This is a genomic window from Novosphingobium sp. 32-60-15, from assembly GCF_002280675.1.
GTDB lineage: Bacteria > Pseudomonadota > Alphaproteobacteria > Sphingomonadales > Sphingomonadaceae > Novosphingobium.
Genome location: NZ_NCEN01000011.1, coordinates 37,187 through 50,919, shown reverse-complemented (window position 1 = coordinate 50,919; position 13,733 = coordinate 37,187). Strand labels below are relative to the sequence as shown.

Annotated in this window: 13 protein-coding genes and 1 tRNA gene; 3 read left to right on the top strand and 11 right to left on the bottom strand. The window is 60.8% G+C overall.

Translation table 11 applies throughout. The annotated features are described in order from the left end of the window. Positions 1-325: 325 nt before the first annotated feature. Positions 326-400 (bottom strand) — tRNA-Gly (locus B7Y89_RS09975). A gap of 209 nt (positions 401-609) precedes the next feature. Here B7Y89_RS09975 and B7Y89_RS09970 point away from each other — a divergent pair. Further along, positions 610-1,506, top strand: coding sequence for a tetratricopeptide repeat protein (locus tag B7Y89_RS09970; RefSeq protein WP_292938112.1), 897 nt, complete (start codon positions 610-612; stop codon positions 1,504-1,506). A 4-nt stretch (positions 1,507-1,510) separates the two neighbouring features. Continuing rightward, entirely contained in the window at positions 1,511-2,140 is a 630-nt protein-coding gene (locus B7Y89_RS09965) for an LON peptidase substrate-binding domain-containing protein (protein ID WP_292938110.1), read from the top strand. A gap of 2 nt (positions 2,141-2,142) precedes the next feature. On the opposite strand, the gene B7Y89_RS09960 is transcribed toward B7Y89_RS09965, so the two are convergent. From B7Y89_RS09960 to B7Y89_RS09935, 6 genes are all read right to left on the bottom strand, one after another. Beyond that, complete coding sequence (locus tag B7Y89_RS09960; RefSeq protein WP_292938108.1) at positions 2,143-2,763, bottom strand: MarC family protein; 621 nt, start codon at positions 2,761-2,763, stop codon at positions 2,143-2,145. Between the two features lie 6 nt (positions 2,764-2,769). After that, a complete protein-coding gene (locus tag B7Y89_RS09955; protein ID WP_292938106.1) occupies positions 2,770-3,537 on the bottom strand; it encodes a hypothetical protein in 768 nt (255 codons plus the stop codon). An 82-nt stretch (positions 3,538-3,619) separates the two neighbouring features. Further along, on the bottom strand, positions 3,620-4,513 hold the full coding sequence (gene folD / locus B7Y89_RS09950) for a bifunctional methylenetetrahydrofolate dehydrogenase/methenyltetrahydrofolate cyclohydrolase FolD (protein WP_292938104.1): 894 nt from the start codon (positions 4,511-4,513) through the stop codon (positions 3,620-3,622). 28 nt (positions 4,514-4,541) lie between these two features. Then, positions 4,542-4,841, bottom strand: a complete 300-nt coding sequence (locus B7Y89_RS09945) for a YggT family protein (protein WP_292938102.1) — start codon at positions 4,839-4,841, stop codon at positions 4,542-4,544. 118 nt (positions 4,842-4,959) lie between these two features. Beyond that, complete coding sequence (gene argB / locus B7Y89_RS09940) at positions 4,960-5,856, bottom strand: acetylglutamate kinase (RefSeq protein WP_292938100.1); 897 nt, start codon at positions 5,854-5,856, stop codon at positions 4,960-4,962. 76 nt (positions 5,857-5,932) lie between these two features. Further along, entirely contained in the window at positions 5,933-6,580 is a 648-nt protein-coding gene (locus tag B7Y89_RS09935; RefSeq protein ID WP_292938098.1) for a queuosine precursor transporter, read from the bottom strand. Between the two features lie 88 nt (positions 6,581-6,668). Between B7Y89_RS09935 and B7Y89_RS09930 the strand changes: the two genes are divergently transcribed. Then, the gene (locus B7Y89_RS09930) at positions 6,669-7,925 is read left to right on the top strand and encodes a NupC/NupG family nucleoside CNT transporter (RefSeq protein ID WP_292938096.1); all 1,257 of its coding nucleotides are present in this window, start codon (positions 6,669-6,671) and stop codon (positions 7,923-7,925) included. A gap of 151 nt (positions 7,926-8,076) precedes the next feature. Here the strand turns inward: B7Y89_RS09930 and B7Y89_RS09925 are convergent, their stop codons facing one another. From B7Y89_RS09925 to B7Y89_RS09910, 4 genes are all read right to left on the bottom strand, one after another. Beyond that, positions 8,077-10,743 carry a M1 family metallopeptidase gene (locus B7Y89_RS09925; protein WP_292938094.1) on the bottom strand — a complete coding sequence of 889 codons (2,667 nt, stop codon included), beginning with the start codon at positions 10,741-10,743 and terminating at the stop codon, positions 8,077-8,079. Positions 10,744-10,841: 98 nt separating this feature from the next. Continuing rightward, on the bottom strand, positions 10,842-12,245 hold the full coding sequence (locus B7Y89_RS09920; RefSeq protein ID WP_292938092.1) for an ATP-binding protein: 1,404 nt from the start codon (positions 12,243-12,245) through the stop codon (positions 10,842-10,844). Positions 12,246-12,250: 5 nt separating this feature from the next. Continuing rightward, positions 12,251-12,988, bottom strand: coding sequence for a response regulator transcription factor (locus B7Y89_RS09915; RefSeq protein WP_292938090.1), 738 nt, complete (start codon positions 12,986-12,988; stop codon positions 12,251-12,253). 5 nt (positions 12,989-12,993) lie between these two features. Beyond that, complete coding sequence (locus tag B7Y89_RS09910; RefSeq protein WP_292938088.1) at positions 12,994-13,638, bottom strand: EF-hand domain-containing protein; 645 nt, start codon at positions 13,636-13,638, stop codon at positions 12,994-12,996. Between the last annotated feature and the right edge of the window lie 95 nt (positions 13,639-13,733).

The following is a 13,733-nucleotide window of genomic DNA, read 5'->3' as shown; positions in this document are numbered from 1 at the left end:
GTGTGCGACCTCGGTAATCTAAAAAGACTTTGCCTTGCGCTGTTCTAGCGCAGCACGCTGCCACTCGACCAAGGGGTCCGACTGCAAGCAGCAAGATGAGCCGTTTCACACCGAACGCTAGGCGCAAGTTCGGGCGACATCGATCGACAATTTAGGTGCAAAAGGGGGCTCAAAATTCACGAGCTACGACCGGCTTTCCCCACGACGCCCCAACCTGTACCAAAATTGGAGACAATATGGAGACAATGGGGGTCTCGGCGAGGCGTTGTCTCCAGAATTTCAAGGGTCGCCGGTCGGCGAAATCGTTGATTTTATGGGAGAAAACTGGAGCGGGCGAAGGGATTCGAACCCTCGACCCCAACCTTGGCAAGGTTGTGCTCTACCTCTGAGCTACGCCCGCTCGAGCGTTTCTAGCCGGTTGGAAGTGTCCCTTCCGGCTGGGGTGTTGGCGCCTCTAACGGTGAGTCGGGATTTGCGCAACACCAAAAATGCACATTGGCACAACTCTCTGGGCAAAACCCCGTTTCCCCTTGCCGAACGCCGCGCGCTTCCCACATTATGGGCGAGAGATAATCGCAACAGATTTACCGGAGACGTATCTTGGCCAGCATGGGGCTTAACCTCGACGAACAGAAAGCAGTAGACCGCTTTCGCAAGGACGTGGTCGAACCGTCGATGACGCAACTGGTCATCCTCGATTTCTGGGCGGAATGGTGCGGACCGTGCAAGGCGCTGACGCCGTTGCTGGAAAAAATCGCCGCTGAATACGCGGACAAGGGCGTCGTTCTGGCCAAGATCAACGTCGATGAGGAAAAGTTCATCGCCGCGCAGTTTCAGGTGCGTTCGATCCCCACGGTCTATGCGATGTTCCAGGGCCAGCCTGTGGCCGACCTGACGCCCGCCCAGACCGAAACGCAGTTGCGGCAATATCTTGACCAGTTGCTGGCCAAGCTGCCGGTACAGGCAGGGGAACCGGCGCAGGATATCACCCCCCTGCTTGCCATGGCCGAAGAGGTTCTGGCTGAAGGCGATGGCGAACGTGCCGTCAGCATCTTTGCCCAGATCATCGAGATCGCACCGGACAACGCCCAAGCCAATGCGGGCCTTGTGCGCGCCCTGTTGCTGGCGGGGCAACGCGATGAGGCGCAGGCTGTGCTGGACGCGCTTGATCCCGCGCTTGCCGCAGATCCGGCAATTGCGCAGGCGCGATCCGCCCTTGCCCTGGCAGAAGACGCGCCGGAGGAGGCAGAGCTTGCCGCCTTGCGCGCGGCTGCGGCAGAACGTCCGGCCGATATGGATGCGCAACTGGCCTTTGCCAACGCGCTCTATGCCAGCGGCCAACGCGATGACGCCGCAGCCAAGCTACTGGCGATGGTTGCGACGGACCGGGAATGGAACGATGGCGCGGCCAAGGCGCGGCTGTTGCAGATCTTCGAGGCGACCGGCCTGGAAGACCCGTGGGTTTCGGCCACGCGGCGCAAGCTTTCCACTGTGATGTTCGGTTGATCCGATGGGCGCCACAGCAAACCCGACGCGCCTTTCGATCTTCCCGCTGACAGGCGCGGTGCTTTATCCCGGCCTGCAATTGCCGCTGCACTTTTTTGAACCACGTTACCGCGCGCTGGTCAGCGATTCGCTGGCGCGTGACCGCCGCATCGCAATGATCCAGCCGCAAGCACCGGTTGAGGGCGCGCCGTTGTTCACAGTCGGCTGCGTTGGCAAGATTGCCGATGTCGAGGCGCTTGATGACGGACGCTATAACATCATCCTCGAAGGCATTTCGCGCTTCCGCATCATCCGTGAACTCGAAGTGACCACGCCGTTCCGCCAGGTCGAGGCAGAACTGCTGGTCGATGACATGAACGAGGCACTCAGCGCTGTAGAGCGCGCTTCATTCGAGCAGGAATCGCGCAAATTTGCCGATGCCCAGGGCTATGCCGTGGATTGGGATTCAGTCGGACGGCTGGATGATATGTCGCTGATCAACGGCGTGTCGCAGATTGCGCCGTTCGATGCCGCCGCCAAGCAGGCACTGCTGGAGGCCGATAGCCTGAGCGCGCGGTGTGAACTGCTGGTGCAACTGATGCAATTTTTCAGCAAGCGCGACAATGATGATGGCGGGCGCGTTACGCTGCAATAACCCTAAAACTGAGCCTGTATCCCGTCGATCACGAATTGTGCGGCAAGGGCTGCGAGCAATACGCCAAGCAGACGTGTTATAACTGCTTCTACTTGCGATCCCAGCGCGCGGATGATCGGGCGTGCGCCAACCAGCGCGATGAAGCTGAGGACCATGACCGCGGCCAGCGCGCCAAGGATGACGAACGTCTCGGTCGAGCCTTTGGCCCGTGCCGTCAGCAGCATGACCGATGCGATAGAACCCGGCCCGGCCAGCATTGGCATGGCCATGGGAAATACGGCAACGTCTTCGACTTGCGGTTGCGAGGTGCGGACCTTTTCGGCGCGTTCTTCGCGCCGTTCGGTGCGCTTTTCGAACACCATGTCGAGCGCGATCAGGAACAGCATGATCCCGCCTGCAATGCGAAAGCTGTCAAGTTCGATGTGCAGCGCCCCCAGTAGATCTTCACCGAACAGCGCGAAGACCAGCAGGATGCCTGTAGCGATAAGGCAGGCGCGCATCGCCATGCTGAACGCCTGTTTGGCGGTGGCATTGGCAGTAAGGCCGGCATAGATCGGCGCGCAACCGGGGGGATCGATCACCACAAACAGCGTGACGAAGGCGGAGAGAAACAGTTGCCACATGGGGATTTACGCTCCATTCGCCTGAAAATTGCGGGCGACGACCTCTTGCATCACGCCATCCTTCCACAGCCATGCGGCGAAGCGGCGGCTGCCATCGGGCAGGACGGTTGATCGCCATGCCAACGTGCCATCGCGCGATTGGCCGTCCTTGCTATCGGTACCTTGTAGCGCATCGCTGGGCGGGATCGGCCCGGCAAGTGGCTGTATCGGCGGCAATTTGCTTTGCTTTTCAGGTTTGCCGTTGGCCTGCGGCTTGGCGGATTGGGATGGCTTGCGGGCAGGACAATCGGCCACTTTACCCTCGGCCCAATCCAGTGCGCGCAAGGGTGTTGGCAAGGCCTGGCCATCATCCAGCACCCACTTCCAAGCCACCTTGCCCTTTATCTGGCGCTGCCAGACGGTGACATATTCGCCATTGCTGCCGCCCGGACTCTGCCAGCCCCCAAAGGTAAGGCCCGCAGAGCCATCGCAACTGATCCAAGCAGAACGCGGGGCCCACTGGTTGGGACTGGCGGGGTCCTTGCGATCCTTCAGCGCCGCCTTGGCAAGCACCCGCCCGCCTTCAAACAATTCTGCTGCGTCATCGGCGGTTTCGCGGAACGCCGTCCACTGCCCCTTCTCACGCGCAAGGCGGGCAAAGGCGATGTCTGCGGCAATCAGCGCGCTGGGGTTGGCATAAGCGCGCTGAGGACGGCCCTGAGCCGCTCCCGGGGCAGGTTGCGCCAAGGCCGGAGCTGTAAAGGTGAGCAATGCGATAGGGATAAAGCGCTTCATGCGGCGCAGACTAGACGATGGCCTGCGCTCTGCCCACCCCCAACCCCTCCCGCAAAGGGAGGGGAAAGAAGCGCCTCAATCCCTAAACAGCGTCCGCAGCCAGTTCCAGCCCGGTGTTGCGATAAGCGGCGACCAGCGTATTGCGCAGCAGGACCGCGATGGTCATCGGCCCCACGCCGCCGGGGACGGGCGTGATTGCCGATGCAACCGCAGCGGCCGAGGCGTAGTCGACATCGCCCACCAGCCGCGTCTTGCCTACTGTGGCGCCTGCAACGCGGTTGATGCCTACGTCGATCACCACGGCACCCGGCTTGATCCAGTCACCCTTGACCATTTCGGGACGGCCCACAGCGGCCACAACGATGTCGGCGCGGCGCACCACTTCGGCCAGATTTTTCGTGCGGCTGTGCGCGACTGTGACGGTGCAGCTTTCAGCGATAAGCAATTGCGCCATCGGCTTGCCCACGATGTTGGACCGCCCGATCACCACAGCATCCAGCCCTGACAGATCGCCCAGCCGGTCTTTCAGCAGCATCAGACAACCCAGCGGCGTGCAGGGCACAAAGCCCGGTTGCCCCACCGCAAGGCGGCCTGCGTTGATGACGTGAAAGCCATCGACGTCCTTGTCGGGCGCAATCGTGGCGATGACCTTTTGTTCGTCGATGTGCGCGGGCAGCGGAAGCTGGACAAGGATGCCGTCCACCGCAGGATCGGCATTCAATTGCGCAACGACCGCCAGCAAATCGGCCTCGGTCGTATCGGCGGGCAGCTTGTGTTCAAAGCTGTTCATGCCCGCTTCGACGGTGCTTTTGCCTTTTGAGCGGACATAGACCTGGCTGGCAGGGTCTTCGCCCACCAGCACCACGGCAAGGCCTGCCTTGCGTCCTGCCTTCGCCTCGAATTGCGCGGCCAGCGTCCCGACCCGCGCGCGCAAGCCTTCGGCAAAAGCCTTCCCGTCGATCACAGCAGCCGTCATTGCATCATCCCGTTTTTGGAAAAGTGGCTCAAGCCCCGACGCTGGAAGCGGCAATGCCACCCAGCAGGATCATCAGCAGGTTAAGGCCGATAATCAGCACCATAGGCGAGAAATCGATCCCGCCGGTATCGGGCAGGATCTTGCGGATCGGGCGCAGGACCGGTTCAAGAATGGCGTTCAACGCCTTCCAGATGGCGGCCACCGCCTGATTGTGCATGTTCACGACATTGAACGAGATCAGCAGGCCGAGCACGAACTGCACGATCACCACGATCACGATGATGTTCACAAGGTAATTGATCATCGAAATCAGCGTGTACAAAAACATGGCGCTTTATCCTTCAAGCGGGCGGCATCTGCTTCTAGCCGACCCGCTCCTTCAGCCACAAGAGCCCCTACGGGCGCAACAAGCAGTGTTACGCCCGAACACTTAGGCGAGAATTGGTTCAGGCGCGAATTAAAGTGCCCGCGCCTTGTGCCGTGAAGATTTCCAGCAGCATCGCATGGGGCACGCGGCCATCGAGCACAACCGCCGCCTCGCACCCTGCTTCCACTGCATGGACACAGGTTTCCAGCTTGGGGATCATCCCGCCGCTGATCGTGCCGTCTTCGGCCAGCCGCTTGATGTCGGCAGGCCGCAGGTCGGTGAGCAGGTTCTTGTACTTGTCCAGCACGCCCGGAACATCGGTCAGCAGGAACAGGCGCGATGCGCCAAGCGCAGCGGCAATCGCGCCCGCCATCGTATCGGCGTTGATGTTATAGGTGTGCCCGTCCTTGCCCACGCCAATCGGCGCGATCACCGGGATAAAGCCCGCCGCGCTGACGGTGTAGATGATCGCCGGATCAATCTCTGAAGGTTCACCGACAAAGCCCAGGTCAACGGCTGTCTCGATGTTGCTGCCGGGGTCTTTGGTGGTGCGTTCCACTTTGGTGGCGGTAACCAGCCCCGCATCCTTGCCCGAAATGCCCACGGCCTTGCCGCCTGCCGCCGCAATCCAGCCCACCAGTTCCTTGTTGATCTTGCCCGAAAGGACCATTTCGGCCACTTCTGCGGTGGCCTTGTCCGTCACGCGCAGGCCATCGACGAAGCTTGATTCCACGCCCAGTTGTTTCAGCATGGCCCCGATTTGCGGACCGCCGCCGTGGACCACCACCGGGTTGATCCCCACAGCCTGCAACAAGACTACGTCTTCGGCAAAATCACGCGCGGCTTCGGGATCGCCCATCGCATGGCCGCCATATTTGACGACGAAAGTCTTGCCCGCATAACGCTGGAGATAAGGCAGTGCCTCGGTCAGCGTTTCGGCCTTGGCGAGCATCGCAGGATCGTGGTTCTGAGTCATGGCCGCGCCTTTACGCGCAAAGCGTGCGAAATCCAATATTGGCTGTGCGTTCCAGACTGAACAGAGATCGGGCAGGTCAGTCTACAGAATCAAGCTTGCGCCCGATCCACAGCACAAGCGCGATTATCAGCGGTATCAGCACCGCCGACAGCACAACTTTCGCAAGCATCTGCCCCGCCATCAACGCCATGATCGGCCGCACACCATAGAACGACACCGAGATGAAAATCAGCGTATCCACGATTTGCGAAAGCGCCGCCGCAACAAAGCCCCGGACGGACAGGAAACGCCCCACGGCCCCGCGCAACCGGTTGAATATCCAGACATTAAGCGTGACCGACACACCATAGGCGAGGATTCCTGCCAGCATCATGCGCCATGACTGGCCCAGCACGATCGGGAAGGCTTCCTTGGCAGGTTCATACATTCCCGTATCAGTGGGAAGCGTCAGCACAAACAGCGTGAGGAAAATGGCAAAGGCCAGCGGCAGAAAGCCATAACGCACCAGTCTGTCGGCAACCACTTTGCCATGCAGTTCGGCAACGCCGCTGGAAATGCCGACAAGCGTCAGGAACGGAAAGATTCCCGCCTCGACCGCCAAGGGACCAAGGGCCACTTGTTTGGCCCCCAAAACTCCGCCAAGCGTGACCATCCCGCCATAGAACAGGGCAAGCAGGAACAAAGAACGGGGGATTGCGGGCGCTGGGGCGGCGTTATCGTGCATCAAAGGCCGATAGCGCGCTTTTCAGCTTGCGCCAATTCGCTATTAGGTTCGTCTGAAACCAATTTGATCGCGGAGCCTGTCCCACCCGATGCGTGTCGTTTACAGTCTGCTCGGGATGCTGCTCATCCTTGCGCTCGCCTTTGCCCTGTCAACCAACCGCCGCGCCATTCGCCCGCGCGTGGTGGCCGCAGCCTTTGCGTTGCAGGCAGGCTTTGCCGCGCTAGTGCTTTATGTGCCGTTCGGCAACCGGCTGTTGCAGGGCGCGGCCAGCGGGGTTGAAGGCTTGCTCGGCTTTGCGCGCGCGGGCGTGGCTTTCCTGTTCGGCCCGCTGGCTGATCCGGCCATTGGCGGCACCAGCTTTGCCATTTCGGCACTGCCCGTCATCGTGTTCTTCGCGGCGCTGATTTCGATCCTCTATTACCTTGGCGTCATGCAACTGGTGATCCGCTGGATCGGCGGCGCGCTCGAAAAGCTGACCGGCATCAGCAAAGTTGAATCGCTGTGCGCTGCCAGCAACATCTTTGTCGGGCAGAGCGAATCCCCGCTGGTAATCCGGCCTTATCTTGCAGCGCTCAACCCGTCGCAATTGTTCTGCGTGATGACCGTGGGCATGGCGGGCGTTGCCGGAACCATCCTTGCCGCCTACGCCAGCATGGGCATCCGCATCGATTATCTGGTGGCAGCGGCGTTCATGTCGGCTCCCGGCGGAATCCTCATGGCCAAAATGATGATGCCCGATGAACCGCCCACACCGGCAGAAGTGGGCAGCGAGGCATTGCCTAACCCCCACGTCAAACCCGGCCTTGCCTCTGACGAGGAAGAGCGCCCCGCCAACATCATCATGGCCGCCAGCCAGGGCGCGCAAACCGGCGTGAAGCTGGCCGTAGCAGTCGGCGCGATGGTGCTGGCCTTTGTCGCGTTGGTGGCGCTGGCCAACGGCATTCTGGGATGGGTCGGCGGCTGGTTCGGCGCGCCCGAACTGTCCTTCCAGATGATCCTGGGTTATGTTTTCGCGCCTGTATTCCTCCTGCTGGGTGCAGATGGCTGGACCGAGGCGATGCAGGCGGGCGGATTGTTCGGCAGCAAGATCGTGCTGAACGAATTTGTCGCGTTCATCGAACTGGGCAAGGACACTGCGCTGTCCCCGCACACCGTCGCCATCGTCACATTCGCGCTGTGCGGCTTTGCCAATTTCAGCTCTATCGCCATCCAGATGGCAGTGACCGGCGGCCTTGCCCCCAATCAACGCCCGGTCATTGCCAAACTGGGCATGCGCGCATTGGTGGCAGGGGCGCTCAGCAACCTGATGAGCGCCGCCTTGGCGGGAATGTTCCTCAGCCTTTAGGGCTTTATGACTTTCGCAAGAACCACAACATGCCCCGTTCGTGTCGAGCGAAGTCGAGACACTGGGCGCGGTGTCTCGACTTCGCTCGACACGAACGGACATTTGGGTCAGATCAAAGTCATCGTGCTTTATAGCTGATCGCGCTACCGCCCTACTTGCTGTTTTTCGCCAGCCAGCCTGTCAGCCCTTTGACGAACAGGGGCCGTGCCTTGGCCTTTTCCGTCAACCCGCCGATGACCTGATCAACCGGACGTGCGGCTTCTGCAGGGACGCTGGCCTTGAAGGTTTCCAGTTTGGCGATCATCGCAGGGTCGGTTGCGCCGCTGCCAAGGCTTGCGATAAACGTCACGCGGCTTTGCGCATCGACCAAATCTTCAATGCGGGCGCGGTTGGCGATGGCAAAGTCATACGTGGCTTCGGGGAACAACCCTGCTGACGCCACGATCATCGCCGCGCTGGTGGTTTTGCCTGGCGTGTTCGTCAACGCCAGATCGCGTGCCGCCTTGGCCAATGCCGGATCGGATGCCCGGCCCAGCAGGGTGTAGAGGAACTGCCGCTCCACAGCGCTGTTTGATGCAGCCGCCATTTTCTGGATCGCATCCCAATCCGCCTTGGTGGCATTGCGCGCAACAATGCCAAGCCATGTGGTTTTCAGCGGGCCATCCATCGCCTTGGGATTGCTGGCCAGCGTTGCAAAACGGCGGCGCGCTTCGGCCACCACATCGGCATCACCCATTGTGCCAAATCCGCTGATCAGTGTTGAGCGCAGATCGGCATCGGGCAAAGCTTCGTTCGCCTTGGGTTCAAAACCCAACGCCATCAGGCGTGGCTTGTAATTGGCGGCAACTTTGGCGGCGAGCTTCTTTTGCGCCACCGGATCGGCCTCAAGCGCACGCCACGCGCCGACATAGCGCGCAAAGGCGGCGCCTGCGACAACCGGATTGCCATTGCCCGGCACCGCCGCCAGCAAATCAAGCGCCGGTCCGTATGGCTGATAACCGCTGCTGGCCAGTGCCAGATTGTCTTGCAGAAGCCCCATCTGATCGACCGGTTTCAGCGTAGGCATTGCGGTTTTCAAACGCCCGAGCATCTTGGGCGTGTAAAGCGAACGGTAATAACCCAACTGCCCCGCGTTAATAACCACGGGGCCGCAGCCGTTAACGGTGAGCGTGCTTTTGCCCCCGTCCATGATCGCGCGGACAGGTTCGCCGCCTGCCGAAACCAGCAGCGGCACTTTCCACATCGTGGGCTTTGCGGCCACTTCGTCCTTGCGGTCGATGCTGAACTCGCTTTGCGTCAGGGATAGGGTTGAAACACCCTTTTTGCAGGTATGCTTCGCAACACTCACCAGCGGGATGCCGGGCTTTGTGGTAAAGTCTGTGGCAATCGCAGTAAGGCCGGGCGCGCCTGCCTTTTCAACGGCTTGCCACAAATCCTTTGACCGCGTGTTGCCGAATTTGTGGTCGCGCATATAGCTGCGCAACCCATCGCGCCACACCGTCTCGCCGGCAAAGGCCTCCAGCATGGCAATGACCGCTTCACCCTTTTGATAGGTGATCGCATCGAAGGCCTGATTGGTTTCCTCAACGGTCTTGATCTCTTGCACCACGGGGTGCGTGGTCTTGAAGCCGTCAAGGCCCATCGCAGTTTCGCGCCCGCCAACACGGTCAAGCAGCGGGAACCAGTCAGGGTGGAAATGGGCGGTCGTCTTGGTTTCCATCCAGCTGGCAAAACCCTCGTTCAGCCACAGGTCTTCCCACCACGCCATCGTCACCAGATTGCCGAACCACTGGTGCGCCACTTCATGCGCCTGCGTGGTCACAAGATTCTGGCGGGCAGAGGCGCTGGTGATCGCCGGATCGTTGAGCAAGATGCGCTCGAACGTCAGGATCGCGCCCCAGTTTTCCATGGCCGAAAAGAACTGCGACTGGCCCGGTGCTGCCACGTTATCAAGCTTTGGCAGGGGATAGGGCTGGCCGAAGTAATCGGCAAAGAACGGGATCAGCGGCGCCAGTTCATCCAGCGCATAACGCGCCTGTTCACCGCTGCCTTTGGGGCTGACGATGCCCACTTGCACGCCGGGCGCTGCATCCTTGGCCATCCGTTCCCAATCGCCAAGGCCGAAGAACAAGAGGTACGATGACATCTTCGGGCTGGTGCCGAATGTGACGCGCTTCAGCCCCTTGTCGAGGCTTTCCTCTTTGGCCACCGGCATGTTGCTGATCGCCAGTTGGGCGGCGGGGACGACCGCTGACAGATCGAAGGTAGCCTTGTAAATCGGCTCGTCAAACATCGGCGCAAAGCGGCGCGCGTCGGGCGCTTCGAATTGCGTGAACAGGCCGCGCACGTCCTTGCCGGTGATCTTGTCAGGGTAATCAAGCGCGAACATGCCATAGGGCTGAGTGTTGATGACGCCGGTATAGGCCGTGTCCAGCCGGTATTTTCCGGGGCTGAGCGGCTGGGCAGCAGCAAACTTTGCGGTTTGGCGCGCGGCATCCATCGTCACCGTAACGGGAACGGGCGTGCCGCCCACTGGGGTCAGTGTGGCTGAGGAAATCTTGAGGTCCAGCGCGTGGAGCGTCAGAAACTCCGTCGCCTCGGTCACTTCAAGGTCAACCGAAGATGTGCCCGAAAACGTCAGGTTCGCAGCATCGGGCGTGATCGCAATCGTATAGTGTGAAGGATGCGCAACGCGCGGCAAATCGGTGTGAACCCCGGCGGCGGCAGAAGGGTTTGCCGCGGTTTGCCGGGCGATGACCGGTGCGGAAACGCAGGCGACAGTCAGCGCGAGCGCTGAAACAAACGAAATGCTACGCATGCGAAACCCAACTCCTCGGCGCAATTATAATTGGTTGCACTAGCAACCAGTCGGTGGCTTTGCTAGTCCTTACAACGAATTGCCGTATGGAACTGGGCCTACCCGACCGGCAGCGTTATCGCAGCAGTCAACCCAACAATGTCGCCGGTCGGGCCACGCCGGTTCGCCAGTGTCAGCGTGCCGCCATGCTGATCGGCGATCGCGCGCGCAAGCGTAAGGCCAAGTCCGGTGCCACCGGTGCCGCTGTTGCGTGAAGCTTCCAGCCGGGTGAATGGCTCCATCATCCGCGCAATGTCCCCTTCGGGAATGCCCGGCCCGTCATCCTCGATGCGCAGCACCGCCATCCGGCCTTCGCGCGCCAATGAAATACGCGCGCGCTCGCCATAGCGCAGCGCATTGGATACCAGATTGCGCAAGGCGCGGCGCAGCCACGTGGCGCGGATGGGCAGGACGATCCGGTCCGTCTCGCCCAGTTCCACCGCTTCGCCCATATCTTCAAACTCGCCGATAACATCGGCCACCAATGCCGCCAGCTCGTTCGGCTCGATGGGATCGGACGGACGGCCCACGCGGGCAAGCGAAAGTATATCGTCGAGCGAGCGGTTGATATCTTCAATCGTGGCGGCCATGCGCCCGCGCTCGACATCATCATCCACCGCCTCGATCCGCACGCGCAGCGCAGCCAATGGCGTTTTCAGATCGTGACCGATTGCCCCCAGCATGACGTCCTTTTCATCGAGCATCGCCCCGATGCGCGCTTCCATCGCGTTATGGGCCAGGATAAGGCCCTGGATGTCTTCCGGCCCATCAGGCTCAAGCTGCCCTTCAAGCTTGCGGTTTCCGGCAAAGTCCTCCACCCGGCGCGTCAGCACTTTCAGGGGCCGGGTGATGCGGCGCAGGATCAAGGCCATTGCACCCACCAGCACGAGATAAAGGACGATGGTTTGCGCGACGAGCGGCGCCAGCACCATCATTTCGCCACCTTCCGTAAACACGCGGGTGGATATCCACTTGCCCGAGGTTTGGCGCACTGCCGCAATGACCAACCGGGGCTTTGGCTCCTTGGAAAAAACCGCCAGCTCCCGGCGATGGCGCTGCATGAAGCGCAGACTGATCGCATCGTTTAAGGGGTTGCGTTCAAACACCACCACCTCGGCAGCATCAAACCCTTGCGCCCCCAGGATTTCCGCCAGCTCATGCTCAACCCGGTGAAGGCGTTTTTCACCCTCACGCTGCGGCGATGCATCGCTGTATACCGCACGGAAAGGTGATGATTGGCGGTCTTCATCATTGCGGTGCTGTTTTCGGCGTTCAGGTGGCGGACCAAGCAGACGAAACGCTGCCGAACTGACCATCGAAGATTCGCGGCGGTGGCTTTGCTCACGCCAGATCAGCACCGCCGAGATCGTTTGCGCCACCAGCAGGGCAACCGCAATGGCAGCCAGAACCTGGGCCTGAAGACTGCGCGGCCAGAAGCGTAATCCGGAAAGAAATGATGGCAAGTAGCTTACGCCTCTTCAGAGGTGGGCGCGCGTTTGCGCACTTCGGCGGCCAGCATATAGCCCCCGCCCCAGACCGTCTGGATCAATTGCGGATTGCGGCTATCCACCTCGATTTTCCGGCGCAGGCGCGAGATCTGGTTATCCACCGCGCGGTCAAACAAGTGCGCCTCGCGCCCCTGCACCATGTCCAGCAAGCGGTCGCGGTCGAGCACCTGACGGGGATGGTCAAGGAAGGCCAGCAGCAAGCGGAACTCGGCCGAGGAAATGGCCACAACCGCGCCTTCCTGATCAATCAGGCGGCGCTTGAGCGGATCAAGCCGCCAGCCTTCGAATTCGTAAATCACAGCATCGGCAATCTCGCTCGATTGCTTGCTCGCGCGGCGCAGGACCGACCGGATGCGCGCGACAAGTTCGCGCGGGTCAAACGGCTTTACCACGTAATCATCAGCGCCGATTTCCAGCCCGACGATACGGTCGGTCGCTTCACCCTTTGCGGTAATGAAAATCACCGGCAATTTTCGCGCCTCAACCAGATGGCGGCACAACGACAAGCCATCTTCACCCGGCATCATGATATCCAGCAGGACGATGTCGCAGCCAATCTCGTTCAGCCGGCTGCGCGCTTCGGCGGCGGTTCCGGCTTGCGTTACGACAAACCCCTGCCGGACAAGATAGTCCGCCAGGGGCTCGCGCAGGGCCGGTTCGTCATCGACGACGAGGACACGGATCGGCGTGTCGCTCATGACATTCAGTTGGCCGCAGGGGGTGGTGGAGGACCATCGCCCATCACGCCCATTCCACCCTTATGCATTGGGCCGTGATGACCGCGCATCTTGCCCATCATGGCGCGGCGTTCTTCAGCGGTAACCTTGCCGTCCTTGTTGGTATCGGCCATGTCGAAGTGTGATTTTGTCACGCTGTCGAATTCGGCGCGCGATACTGCACCGTCCTTGTTCGTGTCAGCCATGGCGAGCATGCGCATGCCACCACCCATCATGTCGTGATGGCCCATGCCGCGACCCTTGCCGCCCTCAGCGCGGCCTTCACCGCGCCACTTGCCGTGACCATCGCCGCGCGCTTCCTTGCCCGCTTTCATCTGGCTGTGATGGGCCATAAATTCATCGCGGCTGATTGCGCCGTTCTTGTCTGTATCGATCGAGGCGAACTTTTCGCCCATCTTGGCGGCGCGGTCAGCCGGATCGATCTTGCCGTCTTTGTTCACATCAAGCTTGGCCCACATCGTGTCGGACTTGGCCTTGGCTTCGCTCCAGGAAATGGTCTTGTCACCATCGGCGTTCATCTTTTGTGCTGCTGCGGGCGATGCAGAATAAAGCGCCATCGATGCAGTTGCCATAACGGCAGCGGCTGCGGCGATCTGGAATTTGGTTTTCATGTCGGGTGCTCCTGTGAGCGTAATAGGGGAGAAACTGCGGCCATCCGCCATCTGGCAAGGAAGGGGAGGGGGGAACCTTGCCCAGTGGGGGGACT